We start from the raw sequence: 15,327 nt of genomic DNA, 5'->3' as shown, positions 1-15,327 counted from the left end.
ATCAGTCAGCCGGATCCGGGATTTCGCCGCGATTCCCGGTTTGAACAGGCCGCCGGTCAGATTCACGCAACATGATAATGGATGCGATCCCAACGTAAACAAGAGCAGCCGCACAGAGAAACAGGCCCGACAATCCCGCCGTCTCCAGCAAACCCGCTCCTGCCGCGGCGCCGAAGCCGATCGCCCCGTTGAAAAACGCAACGTAAATGGCTGACGCCTGCAACGCATCGGCGCCGGCTTCCTTCAAAACCCAGGTCTGCAATCCCACAAGGATGGCCGCGATCGCACCGCCCCAGAGTATCAATGCCAGGGCAACGCCGACAAAGCCGAGTTCGGCGCCGAACAGTGCGAGAACACATAGCGAATAGTAGGCGAGAATATGCGAAACCGGCACGATCATCTTCAGCCAGTTGTCGATCAGCGCCCCGGTGACCACGTTCGCGGCAATGCCCGCGACGCCGAAGGCAACGAACATTGGTGCAACCGCCCGGCTTGGTACCGACGCAGTCTCGCCGAGAAACGATTCAACATAGGTGAAGGCCATGAAATGTGCCGTCACCGCAAATAGCATTGCCGCAAAAATACGTTGAAACCGCCGGCTCGACAGGATCCGACCCAAGCTGCGCACGCCCACACCGCCGGTAGACAACTGGTCGCGCAGGGCCCATTTCCGAATTATCCTCAAGAATCCCATGTCAATCACTCCATCTGCCCCCAGCCTGTTCAAGCCGGGCAAGGTTGCACATGAGTCAATTCTCAATGGCAATTTCGGCAGATTCGGCGTAATTTCTTACTTAAAACCAACAATTTGACGCCTTACTCCGGAAATCCCTAGTCGAAATTGACAACCGGAATTTCGGCAACCTCGGGGATAGTCATCGCGGTGATGCGCGCAATGTTGAATTCTGGATCGTTGAAGATCAACTGCCATTGCCCGTAATAGGTAGCAAACGGCCCCTTGACGATCGACCCACCAAGCTCGGGCAGCTTGCGCGCGATCTCGTCAACCGTTGCCCAGTCCTCGACCACGAACGTTACCATCGTGCCGACGGTGGATGTCGGGGTCCTGCTTCTCTCGCGATCCTTCAGACCCAGAAGCTCATAGGCCCGGATACCGTTGAAGGCCAGTTGGAAGCCGTTGCCCTGCAGAACCCGGTAGATGGGCGAAGAGGCTTCGGGAACATCATCCCAGCCCAAGATCGCAGCATAAAATTGCTTCTGTTTCTCTACATCTTCGCAGAAGATGTTGTGCATTGGTTGGAACGTGTCTGCACTAGCCATCGGTGTGTCCTTACTTCTCTTGAGGTTAGGCATTGAGGTCGCCGTCGGCGCATCGCGACGACATCTTTATGTCCAGAGGGTTCGCCAATCCCGCATCCATCAGCGTGCCGACAAGCTCGGCGTGGTAGGCGGCATAGGCTTTCACCGAAACATAGCGGTCCTCGGGCCTGATGATGTTGAACACCAGTGATCTCTGGCGGACACTGGGCAGCACCCATGACTTGTAAGCCCATTCCGGGTGCGCATGCGTGAAGTAGTCCGAGTTCTTCGGCCGAAGCCATCTTGCGCCGTCATGAGGTTGGTCGATCTTGCCGACCGACGCGTTAAATGCCCGAAGAATCTTCTCCGGTTCGGCGGTGTTCATATACAAAGCCAACTTCCTTCCTTTCCGTTCCAAATCGTTTCTCCTTGACGGGTTCGTGACTGCTCAGTTCAGTCGAACCTCATCAAAGCGCACGTCCATCCACCGCAGAAAGGTTTCCACCAGCCTCGTGTAATACAGTTTGGTCAGATCGGGTGGAATGCCCTTGCCGCCATCGGCCTGAAGTTCAAAGGTCAACGTGCCTGCATCGACGCTTGGCACAAGCCTTGCGCCGACATCCGACATGTCCTCGGAATGCTGGTAGAAGGCTTCGCACTCCTGCAGCACCCAGCCTTCCGCCTTACCCCAGGTTTCTTCCTGGACGATTCTCTGGTTGAACTCCCGAAGCAGCGCATCGGGAGAACTCGTCGTGAATTGGACTGACACTGGAATATCTCCTGAAATCTGGCCGAGCGTCAGCTCGCAGCCGCTTGTAGTTCAGGATGCATCCGGTCGCTTTCCAGAACTGGAGACAGGAGAGCCTTCTCGAAAGCTTCCTTACCCTGCGCGTGGGCGGTTTCCAGTTCCTTGATCCATTTCCTGTACTGTATCGAAATCTTGTCGGTCACGACCGACAGCTCGTCTTCATAGATCTCTTCTGGCCACTGCGATTCGATGACCGGCTGGTCCTCGGCAAAGACGAGGTCGTTGAAGGCGATGTGGGGATGATCCGAATCGTTCAGGCTCTTCTCGCGGGCGAAAATTAGGAAGTTCTTCGTCTGCTTCGCGTTCACCGGGCAGGACACGTTGAACAGGACGTGAAGGCTGTTCCCTACATACTTCTGAACCGCCAGGTTGATCGTGAACGGCATGCTGCAGTGATAGGTGAAATTGCCGATGGGCGCCTGATCGGGAACATCCATGCCAGGAGGCGTGTCATAGATAAAGCGCAGTTGGCCATTCACGCGATCGATCGGCACGATGGGCGGCTCGGCGTTGTTAGGATCGAATAGCGTGCCCGGGTGAACGAATGCAAAGTGGGAAAAGTCCGTGAAATTTTCCCAGCGGCGCGGCGCGCTGGCATTCCACCAGTAGGGCTCTTGCACTACGATTTTCATCTTCGGGTCGTCGGCAACGCTGAAATACGGGATTTCAGTCACGTTCCACGAGCTATCCAGGCGAACCCAGATCAGGCCGTACTTCATCTCGCATTCATAGTTCGCCACCTTGGCGCGCGAAGAAATCTTCTGCGTCGGGCATGCCGGCATGAAGGTGCACTTGCCCTCTGCGTTGTACATCCAGCCGTGGTACGGGCACTGAAGCTGGTCCTCCTGGACTTTGCCGCCCGACAGTTTCGCCGAGCGGTGGACACATTGGTCCTTCATCGCGACCATTTTTCCGTCGAGACGAGCAATAACGACCTTCTCGTCCAGCAAGGTGACTGCCATAGGGCCATTGCCCATTGAGTCGGCCTTCTCGAACTCGTCGAGGGTAGCGACCGGATGCCAAAAGTGGCGGAGGAATTCCATGTTCTCGATCAACAAACGTGCGCCCATATCGTCACTCCTTCTGTAGCTTTTGCTGCATAGAATAGACCATTAGTGTCAGCCCAACGTGTCGCTGTTACAAAGACTTTACATATGAACGGGGTGTCTAAAATTCGCGACATGCTTGATCTGACGCGATCGTATCTAATATCCTGTTTCATGTGGCCATTAGTTGGCCCGGTCTGAAGAACCCAGAACGTTTTGATTTTCCGCGACGAAGTTGCGGTTTTGTTCGCTTCGAATTGCAGGATTTTGCATACTTTTGCCTAGCCATGCAATTTGAGGTCGCCGATGAAGCCTCTGACGCACCATAATCACGTAATGTAAGCCTATCCCGCACATGTCAACCGTACGGGATGCATGTGAAACCCGGCCCAGAATCGGTCTCGCCGACAAGATCGTGGCAAGATGATGTGGCGATTGCTAGTTGCACTTCGGCCATGTTCTGCTTGGGTAATTTTTGAAACAGCATCAAAATAGCGCCAGCAACCCTTACGCTGGCAATCACAACTCATCGCGCAAGAGCTATGCTCTGTTCACATTTTCGGACGCTAGATCCAGATAAATTGGCTTTTTTGGATGGTGCATACCATTACCGTCATCTTGTCAGCAAGACACGTTTGGCGTCTGCTACCTCCGCCGCCGCCTGACCAGGCGAAGCCTTGATCCTCCCTTTTGTCGAGGCTTCGCCAGTTTCCTCAATACGCGAAGATTGCCTCTCCCGCATCGCCGGACAGGCTTGAAACAAAGGAATCGATCATGAAAACCCGTGCCGCCGTAGCCTTCGAGGCAGGCAAACCGCTGGAAGTGATAGAGGTCAATCTCGAAGGGCCGAAGGAAGGCGAGGTCTTGATCGAGATCAAGGCGACCGGCATCTGCCACACCGACGAATTCACCCGCTCGGGCGCCGACCCGGAAGGTCTCTTTCCCTCGATCCTGGGTCATGAGGGCGCTGGTGTCGTGGTCGAGGTTGGCCCGGGTGTTAAATCCGTGAAACCCGGTGATCATGTCATCCCGCTTTACACACCTGAATGCCGCGAATGTGCGTCCTGCCTGTCGGGCAAGACCAATCTCTGCACCCGGATCCGCGCGACTCAGGGGCAGGGGCTGATGCCCGATGGAACGTCGCGTTTCAGCCTCGATGACGGTACGGTGATCCATCACTATATGGGCTGCTCCACCTTCTCGAACTACACTGTTCTGCCGGAGATTGCCGTCGCCAAGGTTCGCGAAGACGCGCCTTTCGACAAGATCTGCTATATCGGTTGCGGCGTGACCACCGGCATCGGCGCGGTCATCAATACCGCCAAGGTCGAGATCGGCGCGAAAGCGGTGGTTTTTGGCCTGGGCGGCATCGGCCTGAACGTGATTCAGGGGCTGCGCCTTGCCGGGGCCGATATGATCATCGGCGTCGATCTGAACGACGACAAGAAGGAAATGGCCGAGAAATTCGGCATGACCCATTTCGTCAATCCGAAGAATGTCGAAAATGTCGTTCAGGAAATCGTCGAGATGACGAAAACCCCGTTCGATCAGATCGGCGGCGCGGATTACAGCTTTGACGCCACCGGCAGCACCAAGGTCATGCGCGACGCGCTGGAATGCACGCATCGCGGCTGGGGCCAGTCGGTGATCATCGGCGTCGCTGCCGCCGGAGCCGAGATCAGCACCCGTCCGTTCCAGCTTGTCACCGGCCGGGTCTGGAAAGGCACCGCATTCGGCGGCGCCCGCGGCCGGACCGATGTGCCGAAAATCGTCGACTGGTACATGGAGGGCAAGATCGAGATCGACCCGATGATCACCCACACCATGCCTTTGGATGACATCAACAAGGGTTTCGACCTGATGCATAACGGCGAGTCGATTCGGTCAGTCGTGCTTTACTAGAAGGACAGGGGGCGGCGATGCTGGGAAAATGAATTCAGATCGCGCGTCAAAGCCTCGACATGGAGATTGCCGAGTTTGCCTCCCACCTGGCAACGCAGCCACCCTTGCCAGGTGGGAGACCGACGAGGCATCTCCGACACTTCATGAACTGACGGCCATCGGTTCGCTGGCAGGTATCTCGATCTGCTTCTTTCTGCTGCCGCTTGTCAGGGACATCAAGGCGCGAAACTGTCCGTCGTCAGAACAACTGGCACATCTCGGGGCGTAAATTAGCGGAGTATAGGCCTCGTCATTGGGTTAATGTTACGCGGCGAGCTTGCGGTGTTGCAAGCGCCGCTGTTGGATGGTCCTTCGCTTGATCCTTTCGCGTTGTTTGATGATGGTCTCGGCCCTGCCGAAGTAGGCATCAGCAGGCGTCACGTTGTTCAGGCTCTCATGGTATCGCCGGTGATTGTAGTGTTCGACGAAGGGCGCAGCCTGGTTAAACAGCGCAACGAGATCGAGGTGCGGGCAGTCGAGCTTCTGTCCGATCTGCCCGATTACCAGTTGCTGACCACAATCCCTGGGATCGGCCCGATCAACGCCCTGACCATCCTCGCTGAAGCTGGTGACCTAAGGCGGTTCCGACATCATCGCCAGTTCCTGAAGTTCTGCGGAATGGACCTCGCCACCGTCCAATCCGGCATGTTCCGCGGCCAGAGCAAGATCTCAAAGTATGGCAACGCCCGGCTCCGCCGAACCTTCTGGATGGCTGGACAGGTTGCAGTGCTCAAACGCACCAACAGCTTCCGCGACAAGTTCGAACGCTACATCGCGCGAGACCGGCACAATGCTCATCTGCGCCGCAAGGCCTACACCGCTATCGCGGCCAAGATGGCGCGCACCGTACACGCCGTGGTCAAACACGGCGAACCCTATCGCCCCTTCTTCGAGGGGGCGAGCCCAGGCGGAAGGACCCTTGTCTGACAAGATCCGTGGAGGCAGTTCGCTGACCTCGTAGTAATGTTCAGGTCTTCCGCTTGGGATTTTGGATCTCGTCTTAAGGACGGTGAGGGCAGCCATCGCGCGTACCCTGTGTTTGCTATGGGAGAGACCGCTTCTTGACGGCGGAGACCGCTTGGGTAACCATATCAGGGCATCCGGGACACCGGATACCCCATGACCTGCTGACCTAAGCAGCCAGAACTTCCCGATATAAGACGTTGTCGCTGAGCAACTTTGGCTTGTGCAGCACTGCCGCGCTGTCGCAGCCCGAGGCTTCCAGGGCCAGTTCCAGCGTATCGGTTACATCCTCGGCGCGCATGGTGGTGCACAGTTTCCAGGCGATGATGTAGCGCGAGTAATCGTCGAGCACGGTCGACAGATACACCCAGCCCCAACCGATGATCTTGAAGTAGGTGAAATCGGTTTGCCACATCTCGTTGGGGCGGCTGGTTTTGCGTTTGAACTCGTCATTGGCTCTCGTTCCCATCGACGCTTGTCGGATGAACTCGAACTAAACGAGTTGAGATATTCGCAGCACGTCTGCCTACCGAAATAACCGGCATAAGTTGCGACGTTTCCCTCGGAGACGATCTGACCTACCCCTTTTTCATCGCTGCGAGCAGTGCTTCACCCGAAGAAACACAACAAAACCTTTTCGACTGGGCATTTCAGAAAGCATAAGGACGATCTGTGGTGACAGCGATGAACTTCATTCGGAGATACGGCGAATTTTTCTTCGATTGTGTTTTCCCAAAGCCGAAGCGTCGGAAACCCCGCTCCATTACGCAGCAGCGAAAGCTATCCTTTCGACGGGCAGGTGAGTGCCATTTATCGAGAGGTAAGACAGAGCACCGCAAGCGGGCGATTCTCGGCGTTGGATGCGCAACGAATAGAAACAGTCCTGCGCAGCAGCGAAGCGTAACAGGCCGCCATTCGACCCTGTTCAGGAGGAGTGTTTGCCTCTCGGCCTGAACAGAGGCGGGGCGTTGGTGCGCAGAATGAACGAGAGCGAGTGAAGGGCCTCTCGGATTTGCTGATCCAGGCCCACGCATTTCGGCGCAATAGCAACCGTTTGCAGCAGTTCTCGCCGACTGATCTTTATTCCTCGCCAGAACGCGAGGGCCGAGCGCTACGCCGCACCGCCAAGAGAGCGATGTCTTCTCCGTCATTGCCTGGAGCGCGCTCGCGCACTTCGTCTATATGCCTAGTGGCGCCGAGGAAATGAAGATGCCGACTCGATAGGAGCAGATCGGCAAGCCCGCCGCTGACGCGAGAAGAAAAAAGGACTGGGAACGGTATCCTGACAGCGGACGACGTTCCCGGTCGTGGCAATCTGACAGGTCAGTCGAAGATGTTGATCCCCGGCATCAGCTTGAAGCGCGGTAGTTTGACGAACCTGCGTATCCAGCGTTGGATCGCCGGGTAATAGAACAACTCGATGCCGCCGTCCCCTGCCAGCGCCACATAGGGGAAGCACGCGATATCCGCCACCGTCGGGTTCGATCCCGCGATCCAGTTGAACCCTTGTAACTCCTGGTTGGCCAGATGGTCATCCAGGACTCGGAACAACTTGTGAGCGCCGGCCCTTGCTTGCGCCACGTCGAGGTCATAGCCCAGCACGTCATGCAGTCTCGCCGCCGACGCCGTGGACGTGATGCTGTCCGCGAAGGCCAGCCATTGCGCGACCCGACCTAGTTCGGACGGATCGTTGATCGGCCACCACGTTCCCGTCGGATCGTAGCGCGAGGCGAGATACACGAGAATGGCCTGCGCGTCCCGGATGTAGGCTCCGTCGTCCTCCAGCACCGGGATCTGGCCCAGCGGGTTTATCTGGAGGAACGCATCGGACTTGTGTTCGCGCCCCGGAAAGAAGTCCACGGCTTGCTTTTCATGGGAAAGCTCAAGGAAATCCAGCAACAGCCGTATCTTGTAGCAATTGCCGGACAGGACATAGTCGAACAGCTTCATCTCATGCTGCCTCGTTGAAGAGGGCGACCCCCCACTGAAGTTCATTGGCCTTCAGCCAGCGGCGATAGGCGATGGAGGATGCGTCTGCTCGGGTCGGCAACTCCCAACGGGGATCGAGGGGCAGTTTCCGGGGAACCTGGTTCTCGAGGATCATCCGATCCTGCAGGAAGATGTTCTGCTGGAAGTGAAGAAGACCGGTATCGGTGTTTTCATCGTCAAAGACCAGAATGAACGAGTGGACGATGCATTCGTCCTCTTCCACGGGCTGGATGAACAGTCCCACCAGATCCCAGACATCCTCCTGGATCGGGCAGGTCTTGTACAGAATCGTCGAATACGGATGCGGGACGCGATACTTGTATTCGGTCATTTGGCCGCCTGATGCCGCCGCTGATGCCATGGGCTGGAAGAACTTGCATTTGGTCGCCCAGATTTCGTCTTGTTCCGCATCCATGTTGACGTCATAGCTTTCGACGCTCGAATGCTCTTCCACGCCGAGGATATCGGTATGGACGAAGGGAAAATGCGCCATGTCAAGGAAGTTTTCCACGCAGCGCAGCCCCGAGCAACGCACGCCCACGCCACCCGCAGTGACAAGACGCCGACCCGGTTCGTCAAATTCCGGCATGTCGTAAAGCGGGCGAGGCCTATCGCTTAGCGACGTCCATAGATGGCCATAACGGACTTGCGTCAGAAGGCTGTGCCCTTCGGCATCTTTCACTGAAAGATCGCCAGCTTCGTGGCTTACAGTCAAGTCACGGGAAAGCAGCCGAACGGGCTTCTGTGCTACGCCGTCGAAATCGGGAAGGCGGCCAATTGCATACCATTGCGACTGGGTGAAATTATCGGTTGTCATAATGTATTCTCCTCGCTTGTCGAAGTGAGACGATCAACTTGCTAGACTTGAGTGCCTATCAAGCGGCGCTTGATGCCTTGAATATCTGGCGTAGACGGCCGGTCAGCTTGCTGACCGCGATCGCGGCGTCCACCGATGCACTGGCGGGAATCGAGGTGTGGATCATGGCCCCGTGTTCCTTCATATTCAGGAACGCGAGGAGGATTTCTCCTGTCACTCCGGGAACGCGCACGACAGCGGCGCGATCGGTAATCTTCAACGCCAACTCGGCATCCATCCCTTTTATAAGCTCGTTCAGGCTGGTCGGAGCCAAGTCGATATGGACCGATCGGTTGGGAACCCAGTCACCTTCTATCGATGGCGCTTCCGTTGTCTCGTCTGGATTGGCGACCCAGATGAACCCGCCGGAATCCGCCGCGCGATAGGCCTTGGCGCGGATCGTCTTGGGTGGAGTCAGTTCGGGATGCGCCGGGATGCCCGCGCAGGCGCCGGCCCCGTCATAGGTCCAGCCATGGTACAGGCAAGTCAGCGTGTTGCCCCTGACAATACCGTAGGACAAGCGCATTCCCCTGTGGGGGCACCTGTTTTCCCATGCGCGGATCTTCCCGTCCTCGCCGCGCCACAGGGCAATGTCGTTGTCGAAGATCATGACGCGTCCAGCCGTCTTCGGAAGGACATAGTTCTGAAGTCCCGCTGGGAACCAGCCAGCTTCCAGTTCTGAAGTTTTCATTCCATTCCTCATTTCTGCATTTTCAGCCCTAGACGCTGGCTGGTTGTGCCATTGTCCAGCGCGTCCGTTTCAGCGTCCCTCATGACGCCGAGCCTCGATTTCCGACCCTAGATGGTCTCTACAGTGATCGTATCGACGTTCACGTCGTCCGGTCCAAGCCAGCAGGCAATTTCGAACATGTCGATAAGGCGTTCGTCCCCGGTCAGAGTCAGCGTGATGCGGCTGGGGGTCGCGTTCGCGATCGTGCTCGATAGCGAAAGGCGCCGGGCAAAATGACTGGCCATGGCAAGACAGGACTCGGTATTGAGAGATCCTTCAAGAGATATGCGCCGCATTACCATATCACAGGTCCAGCACCAGTCTCTTACCCTTGCAACGCGATACGCATGGCATGATCAGCGTCCCGGATTCCTTTTCGGCCGGATTGAGATATAAATCGCGGTGATCAGGTTCGCCTTCCAGAACGGTGGTCAGGCAGGTGCCGCATACCCCTTGCTCGCAGGATGTCAATGGCTCAAGCCCGACCTCCTCCATCGCACCGATGATGGTTTGGTCCTCCGCAACCGTCAGGGTGACACCCGATTTCTGGAGCACCACCTCGAAGCTCTCCCCGTCAAGTTCGAGAGAATCGGCATCGACGCTGAACCGTTCTTGGTGGACCCGGTCACTTTTCCAGCCACAGTTCTTTGCCAGTTGCTCGATCAGGTCCATGAAGGGTCCGGGTCCGCAGAAATACAAACGTGCATCGGTAGTCGGATTGGATAGGATCCCAGTTAGAACGGCGTTAAGTGTCGGCGGAACAAGACCAAGATGGACGGGAGCCTCATCCAAGGCAGCAAGTTCGCTTTTGAACGGCGCATGCTCGGCGCTTCGGGCGAAGAGGTGCAGGACGTATTTGCGGTTCACGGACTGCAGATGACGCGCCATGGCCAGAACGGGTGTGATGCCGATACCCCCGGCAATAAGGATCACCGGACCCTCGTCCGAACGGAGCTCAAAGTTATTCCGTGGCGGGCTCACCTCAATCTCATCGCCCTCGTTCAGTGCGTGCATAGCAGCAGATCCGCCCCGGCTATTCTGCTCGCGCTTCACGCCGATGAGATAGGCGTCGCAGTCCCTGGGGGCATTCCAAAGCGAGTACTGGCGGATAAGGCCGTCGCCAACGCAGACGTCAATATGGTCGCCTGGCGTGAACTTGACAGACGATCCATCGCAGGGGACCAGTTCGAACGAACGGATTTCGGGCGTTTGCTCTACGATCCGCCTGATCTTTACCCGTTGAGTGTTCATGGCGTTTCCTTCGGCATTGGAAGAGGCATCATGCCAGGCATCGGCTTGAACCCCTCAAGTCTCATGAAGCGCTCCACCCAGCGCGACACGGAGGAAAACGGAGCCAGGTCGATGCCACCTTCTTCGGCGAGTGCAATATAAGGAAAGCACGCGACATCTCCGATGGTGGGGTGCGGCAACGGCAGCAGCCATTCCAGGTCGTCTTTCTCTGCGAACCAGAGATGCTCGTCGATGACGCGCAGCAGCCTGACGCCGTCAGACCGAGCCTTGCCCACATCCAACCGATAGAACATAGCATCATGCAGCCGCGCGGCTGAGATAGAGCCGGTCAGTTGATCCGCGAAGGCAAGCCATTGATAGACCTCGCCCTGACGGTCGCGCGGAAACCACTTGTCAGAATTGTCGTATGCGGCTGCAAGATAGACTAGGATGGCCTGTGCATCGCGAATCGCTTCGCCGTCATCCACAATGGCCGGAAGCTGTCCCAGCGGATTTATATCAAGAAACCGCGGTGATTTGTGCTCGTATCCTGGATAAAAATCGACAAGAATCGATTGGTAGTCTAGGCCAAGCTGCTCCAGCAGGAAGCGAACCTTGAAGCAGTTCCCCGAAAGGGGATAGTCATGCAACTGTATCATGACTCCTCCAGTCTGCGCCTGATGGCCGACAGTTCCGCGCGCCTTTGCACCGGATTGCCGGTCGGGTAAACCATCGTTCCATCGACGCCCCAAGGTGTGAGATGGTTGACGTTGGCGTCGACATGAAGCCTGACCTGATCGAATGGCGCCGCGAAGTGGACCGGATAGCACGGTTCGCCCGCACTGCCCGATGGCGAGCATTCTTGTTCGCTAGCCCAGACAAAGCCGTCCGCCACAGCCGTGGAATAAACGGTTGCAGAGATGTCGTCAGGCGGGCGACCCTGGAGTGCGGGAACCTGCATCACCTTGCCCGATTCATCGAATCGCCAGCCATGGTACACGCCTTCGAGATATTCACCCATGTTCCGTCCTGCGCTGAGCCTTACGGAACGGTGTGGGCAGCGATCCAGCCAGACGTTGATCGCGCCGCTGATGCCTCGCCAGATGATCAGAGGCTTGTCGCCCATCATCGACCTGACGATCGAAAAGTCGCGGACATCTTTTTCGAGTGCAACAACATACGAGGTCATATCATCGCCCCATAGGTCACATGGTTGGACCGCAGCCATTCGCGGTAGTTTAGAGAAGAGCTGTCCACCTTGATGGAGGTTTCCGCACCATTGAGCGGCAATTTCTTGTGGACATGCCGCTCGAGAACATACTTGTCCTGGACCGAGATGCTCTGCTGGTCCGCTTTCAACTGGCGCTCGTCCATCCAATCCTCCCTTATCCACGCAAGCAGCTTGTGCGCAACGAAGTTTTCCTCATCCAAGGGCTGTGTGAAGATGCCGAGATAGTCGTATCGATCAGGTGTCGATGGACGATGGATGAAGAGAACCACCGAATACGGGTCCGAGATCCGATAGGTGTATTCGGCGACCGAGTTCGTAAGCGGCAGCCAAGCCTTCTGCGACTTCAGCCACAGCGCTCCCGCTGTATCCACACTGGCCTCTCCCGGAACCAGGTCCAGGTGATCATCGTCACCCAGGATGTTGGGATGCAGAAACGGGAAATGCGCGTTGTCGATCACGTTGTCCACGATCCGCAGGCCCGAACATTTGATCGGCGTTGACCAGATGTTCATCACCAGGCGATCGACCTCGTAGTATTCCAGCAACTGCTGTGGGGGTCCATCGGGCGTGCCAAGGCTTGTCCAGACATATCCTAGCCGCTCGGTCACCGGCAAAGGTCGGGAGTCGCTCGACGCGGAAATCCAAGTCTTATGGATTTCAAGATCGATGTCGTGGCCCAGAAGCCAGGTTTTTGTTGCCTTCCGTCGCCGGATGTCCGTTGGCGACCCAAGGGGATACCAACGATTCCAGACCGCTGCGTCCTCACGTGCGTTCATGCCGGTCACTTGCTTTCTGTGATATCGGTGAACAGTGCCGCCTTGAACGCTTCTTCGCCCTTGGCAGCGGCGGTGGAGAGTTCGCGCAACCATTTCCGGTACTGGTTCGAGATCTTGTCCGTCGGCAGCGAAACCTCGTCCAGGTAGATCGGACCGGGCTGGGATTCGATGACGGGCTTATCCTCGGCCAGGACGAGTTTTTGGAAGTCGAGCGGCTGACTGTCGGGCATGTCGTCATCGGTATGCGCGATGATCATGAAGTTGCGGCACGAATTCTGCGATATTGGGCTGGAGGTCGTCCAGAGGAGGAACGGCTTGTCGTTCTTGTACAGCCTGATCGACAGGTTGACGCTGAACGGCATGGCGTTCCGATAGTTCCAGCTTCCCAACGGGCTGTCGTCCGGCAATGTGTCCAACATGTCGCGGCCCGGCTCCATAAAGAAGCGAAGCTCGCCGCCCACGCGATCCACGGGCACGATTGCCGGTTCCGAATATGCCGGGTCATAAAGGGTGCCCGGATGCACATAGGCAAAGTGTGAGAAGTCGGTGAAGTTTTCCCATCGGCGTTCGGCCGAACTGTCCCAGTTGTAGGGTTCTGCGATGATTTGGCGCTTGTACTCGGGGTTTTCCCAAGCCTCGCAATAGGGAATATTTGTGCAATCCCACGAGCTGTCCAGGCGGACCCATATGATTCCATACCGCTCTTCGCAGGCATAGGCGGGCGTGAACGCTTTTTTCGGAATTGCATCGTTGGGACAAGCTGGCATCAGTTCGCAGCGGCCGCTGGCGCCGTATTCCCAGCCGTGATACGGGCACTGGATACGGTTGTTATCAAGCACCTTTCCGACAGACAGCTGGGCGCAGCGATGCGCGCAACGGTCCCGCATGGCAACGTATTTTCCATCCAGTTTGGCGATGACCAGTGGTTCATCCAGAAGCGTCCTGCCGATCGGACCGTTGCCTGCCGGATCGGCAGCCTCAAGTTCGTTCACGGTTGCGACAGGATGCCAGAAATGGCGCAGATAGCTTTGATCTGCGGTAAGTGGAGTCAAGGCGTTCATTATTCCCCCCGATTAGCTACCATTGTGATAGTTGCTTCATAAAAAAGCCTAGCAGAAGGAAATGCGTTTCAAAAAGTGCAGTAGTTTGTACCTTGTGTTTCGAATTTTGAACGAACCGAAGCAGCAACGGTGAGCAACCCTGTCGAAAAGACGGCGATTCGTATCCAAACCATTCTTTTGGCACCTGTCGTTGAATACAGCCTCGTTGCCGGGAATACGCTCGTGCATCCGTGTACCCTCAGTACCGGTTTTTTCAACGCGATCACAGACACTTGCCTGCCACGGCTTATATACCCCGGACTGGCGTCGGGCTTTTTGATCGACCGGATACCTACATTCGATCGACACAAAGGACGAAATGTTTAGCGATAGTCCACGACCTTTTCTGGCTCGGGCGCAAGCGCACGATCTTGATTAAGAACGGCTCATGGCTGGCGCATTCTCGCGCGCTTTGCATGTTGACATAGCCCGTCAGTCGGTTCTGCGGACCAAGGCATACCCTGGATGATGAATGACGCTGGAAAACTGCTTGCACAAGGTATCAACTACCAGCTTTACGCGCGGGTTCTTGTGCCGGGCAGCGCCGTATATCACCCACACGGAAATCTGATCCACATCCTCAGGCGGCTTCAGCAACGGGACAAGGCTGCCTTGCGCCACCTCGTAGTAGACGAAGAAGTCGGGCAAGTAGGCGACGGCTTCGCCTGATACCGCATAGAACTTCGCCATCCAGTAGTCGTGCACGCTGAACCGTATATCGTATCTTGCGGCTTGCTTGCCGTCATCGTCCTGAAGCAGCCAAGGCTCGGCAATGCCCTTTCGCGTGTATTCGATGCCTGGCATACGCGACAGATCGTCGATCCTTTCCGGAGTACTCCACTTCTCTAGCAGGATAGGGCTTGCATAAGCGCGATAGCTGACGTTCCCAAGCTTCCGGCACACGTGGTCGGACGACGGCGCCGTGCCAACGAAGATTAAACAATCGAAGTCTGATGGCTCCGGCAGGGGCGTGTCGCCGGGATAGGTCCGGGTCTCGAATGACAAGCCGGGATGCTCGCGCGCCAACAGCAAGGTGGCGGCGCCAATGATGCTGGTTCCGAACTCGGTGCTACCCAAGATGCGAACCTTGCCGTTCAGGGAACTGTGCGCACGCTGAGCGGCGCTGGTCGCAGCTTCGATGCTGTCGAACACGCGCGCGCTGTTGTCCAGCAAAGCATTGCCTGCATCGGTCAGGTGAAATCCCCTTTGGGACCTGAGGAACAGTTCGACCTCGAGCAGATCTTCCAAGCGACGGATACTGTGGCTCAACGTCGCTTTTGGAACGCCGGACACCATCGTTGCGCGTGTCAGACTGCCCGCCCGGGCAATAAGCACGAAATTTCGAATGTCTTTCAACTCTACCTTTTGCATACTTATCTACCTTATGCATTTTAAGC

Annotated in this window: 16 protein-coding genes and 3 pseudogenes; 2 read left to right on the top strand and 17 right to left on the bottom strand. The window is 56.7% G+C overall.

Going from position 1 to position 15,327, the window contains the following annotated elements:
- Position 1 precedes the first annotated feature (1 nt).
- The 5 genes from Q0601_RS05015 to Q0601_RS04995 all read right to left on the bottom strand — a co-directional run bounded on the left by Q0601_RS05015 (position 2) and on the right by Q0601_RS04995 (position 3,138).
- Positions 2 to 703, bottom strand: coding sequence for an MFS transporter (locus tag Q0601_RS05015; protein ID WP_305287755.1), 702 nt, complete (start codon positions 701 to 703; stop codon positions 2 to 4).
- 128 nt (positions 704 to 831) lie between these two features.
- The gene (locus Q0601_RS05010) at positions 832 to 1,281 is read right to left on the bottom strand and encodes a VOC family protein (protein ID WP_305287753.1); all 450 of its coding nucleotides are present in this window, start codon (positions 1,279 to 1,281) and stop codon (positions 832 to 834) included.
- A 25-nt stretch (positions 1,282 to 1,306) separates the two neighbouring features.
- Positions 1,307 to 1,651: a hypothetical protein gene (locus Q0601_RS05005; RefSeq protein ID WP_305287751.1), complete on the bottom strand. Its 345-nt coding sequence runs from the start codon at positions 1,649 to 1,651 to the stop codon at positions 1,307 to 1,309.
- Between the two features lie 57 nt (positions 1,652 to 1,708).
- Complete coding sequence (locus Q0601_RS05000) at positions 1,709 to 2,029, bottom strand: hypothetical protein (protein ID WP_305287748.1); 321 nt, start codon at positions 2,027 to 2,029, stop codon at positions 1,709 to 1,711.
- A gap of 29 nt (positions 2,030 to 2,058) precedes the next feature.
- The gene (locus Q0601_RS04995; protein ID WP_305287746.1) at positions 2,059 to 3,138 is read right to left on the bottom strand and encodes an aromatic ring-hydroxylating oxygenase subunit alpha; all 1,080 of its coding nucleotides are present in this window, start codon (positions 3,136 to 3,138) and stop codon (positions 2,059 to 2,061) included.
- Between the two features lie 750 nt (positions 3,139 to 3,888).
- On the opposite strand from Q0601_RS04995, the gene Q0601_RS04990 reads away from it, so the two are divergent.
- A complete protein-coding gene (locus Q0601_RS04990; RefSeq protein ID WP_305287744.1) occupies positions 3,889 to 5,016 on the top strand; it encodes an S-(hydroxymethyl)glutathione dehydrogenase/class III alcohol dehydrogenase in 1,128 nt (375 codons plus the stop codon).
- 303 nt (positions 5,017 to 5,319) lie between these two features.
- On the opposite strand, the pseudogene Q0601_RS24865 reads toward Q0601_RS04990, so the two are convergent.
- A pseudogene (locus Q0601_RS24865) lies at positions 5,320 to 5,496 on the bottom strand (IS3 family transposase); the annotation flags it as partial.
- Here Q0601_RS24865 and Q0601_RS04980 point away from each other — a divergent pair.
- Positions 5,470 to 5,982: pseudogene (locus tag Q0601_RS04980) on the top strand (transposase); the annotation flags it as partial. The pseudogenes Q0601_RS24865 and Q0601_RS04980 sit on opposite strands and share 27 nt — an antisense overlap.
- A gap of 235 nt (positions 5,983 to 6,217) precedes the next feature.
- Here the strand turns inward: Q0601_RS04980 and Q0601_RS04975 are convergent.
- The 11 genes and pseudogenes from Q0601_RS04975 to Q0601_RS04925 form a co-directional block, all read right to left on the bottom strand.
- Positions 6,218 to 6,478 (bottom strand): annotated as a pseudogene (locus tag Q0601_RS04975) (DDE-type integrase/transposase/recombinase); the annotation flags it as partial.
- A gap of 863 nt (positions 6,479 to 7,341) precedes the next feature.
- The gene (locus tag Q0601_RS04970; protein ID WP_305287742.1) at positions 7,342 to 7,968 is read right to left on the bottom strand and encodes a glutathione S-transferase family protein; all 627 of its coding nucleotides are present in this window, start codon (positions 7,966 to 7,968) and stop codon (positions 7,342 to 7,344) included.
- Position 7,969: 1 nt separating this feature from the next.
- Positions 7,970 to 8,824, bottom strand: a complete 855-nt coding sequence (locus tag Q0601_RS04965) for an aromatic ring-hydroxylating oxygenase subunit alpha (protein WP_305287741.1) — start codon at positions 8,822 to 8,824, stop codon at positions 7,970 to 7,972.
- A gap of 58 nt (positions 8,825 to 8,882) precedes the next feature.
- The gene (locus Q0601_RS04960) at positions 8,883 to 9,554 is read right to left on the bottom strand and encodes a Rieske (2Fe-2S) protein (RefSeq protein ID WP_305287739.1); all 672 of its coding nucleotides are present in this window, start codon (positions 9,552 to 9,554) and stop codon (positions 8,883 to 8,885) included.
- 107 nt (positions 9,555 to 9,661) lie between these two features.
- Positions 9,662 to 9,889, bottom strand: coding sequence for a hypothetical protein (locus Q0601_RS04955; protein ID WP_305287737.1), 228 nt, complete (start codon positions 9,887 to 9,889; stop codon positions 9,662 to 9,664).
- 7 nt (positions 9,890 to 9,896) lie between these two features.
- Positions 9,897 to 10,844, bottom strand: coding sequence for a PDR/VanB family oxidoreductase (locus tag Q0601_RS04950; protein ID WP_305287734.1), 948 nt, complete (start codon positions 10,842 to 10,844; stop codon positions 9,897 to 9,899).
- Entirely contained in the window at positions 10,841 to 11,482 is a 642-nt protein-coding gene (locus tag Q0601_RS04945) for a glutathione S-transferase family protein (protein WP_305287732.1), read from the bottom strand. Before Q0601_RS04945 ends, Q0601_RS04950 begins: the two co-directional genes overlap by 4 nt.
- A complete protein-coding gene (locus Q0601_RS04940; protein WP_305287730.1) occupies positions 11,479 to 12,012 on the bottom strand; it encodes a Rieske 2Fe-2S domain-containing protein in 534 nt (177 codons plus the stop codon). Before Q0601_RS04940 ends, Q0601_RS04945 begins: the two co-directional genes overlap by 4 nt.
- Complete coding sequence (locus Q0601_RS04935; RefSeq protein ID WP_305287728.1) at positions 12,009 to 12,830, bottom strand: hypothetical protein; 822 nt, start codon at positions 12,828 to 12,830, stop codon at positions 12,009 to 12,011. The genes Q0601_RS04940 and Q0601_RS04935 overlap by 4 nt, the downstream gene beginning before the upstream one ends.
- Before the next feature lie 5 nt (positions 12,831 to 12,835).
- Entirely contained in the window at positions 12,836 to 13,891 is a 1,056-nt protein-coding gene (locus tag Q0601_RS04930) for an aromatic ring-hydroxylating oxygenase subunit alpha (RefSeq protein WP_305287726.1), read from the bottom strand.
- Positions 13,892 to 14,362: 471 nt separating this feature from the next.
- On the bottom strand, positions 14,363 to 15,301 hold the full coding sequence (locus tag Q0601_RS04925; protein ID WP_305287724.1) for a LysR family transcriptional regulator: 939 nt from the start codon (positions 15,299 to 15,301) through the stop codon (positions 14,363 to 14,365).
- Between the last annotated feature and the right edge of the window lie 26 nt (positions 15,302 to 15,327).

Source organism: Paracoccus wurundjeri (genome assembly GCF_030678915.1).
Taxonomy (GTDB): Bacteria; Pseudomonadota; Alphaproteobacteria; order Rhodobacterales; family Rhodobacteraceae; genus Paracoccus; species Paracoccus onubensis_A.
This window is presented reverse-complemented; position numbering and strand designations above follow the sequence as displayed.

Coding starts and splice junctions, on each gene's coding strand:
- Q0601_RS05010 (WP_305287753.1), bottom strand. CDS start 1,281: ATGGCTAGTGCAGACACGTTCCAACCAATGCACAACATCTTCTGCGAA.
- Q0601_RS04995 (WP_305287746.1), bottom strand. CDS start 3,138: ATGGGCGCACGTTTGTTGATCGAGAACATGGAATTCCTCCGCCACTTT.
- Q0601_RS04990 (WP_305287744.1), top strand. CDS start 3,889: ATGAAAACCCGTGCCGCCGTAGCCTTCGAGGCAGGCAAACCGCTGGAA.
- Q0601_RS04970 (WP_305287742.1), bottom strand. CDS start 7,968: ATGAAGCTGTTCGACTATGTCCTGTCCGGCAATTGCTACAAGATACGG.
- Q0601_RS04965 (WP_305287741.1), bottom strand. CDS start 8,824: ATGACAACCGATAATTTCACCCAGTCGCAATGGTATGCAATTGGCCGC.
- Q0601_RS04960 (WP_305287739.1), bottom strand. CDS start 9,554: ATGAAAACTTCAGAACTGGAAGCTGGCTGGTTCCCAGCGGGACTTCAG.
- Q0601_RS04955 (WP_305287737.1), bottom strand. CDS start 9,889: ATGCGGCGCATATCTCTTGAAGGATCTCTCAATACCGAGTCCTGTCTT.
- Q0601_RS04950 (WP_305287734.1), bottom strand. CDS start 10,844: ATGAACACTCAACGGGTAAAGATCAGGCGGATCGTAGAGCAAACGCCC.
- Q0601_RS04945 (WP_305287732.1), bottom strand. CDS start 11,482: ATGATACAGTTGCATGACTATCCCCTTTCGGGGAACTGCTTCAAGGTT.
- Q0601_RS04940 (WP_305287730.1), bottom strand. CDS start 12,012: ATGACCTCGTATGTTGTTGCACTCGAAAAAGATGTCCGCGACTTTTCG.
- Q0601_RS04935 (WP_305287728.1), bottom strand. CDS start 12,830: ATGAACGCACGTGAGGACGCAGCGGTCTGGAATCGTTGGTATCCCCTT.
- Q0601_RS04930 (WP_305287726.1), bottom strand. CDS start 13,891: ATGAACGCCTTGACTCCACTTACCGCAGATCAAAGCTATCTGCGCCAT.
- Q0601_RS04925 (WP_305287724.1), bottom strand. CDS start 15,301: ATGCAAAAGGTAGAGTTGAAAGACATTCGAAATTTCGTGCTTATTGCC.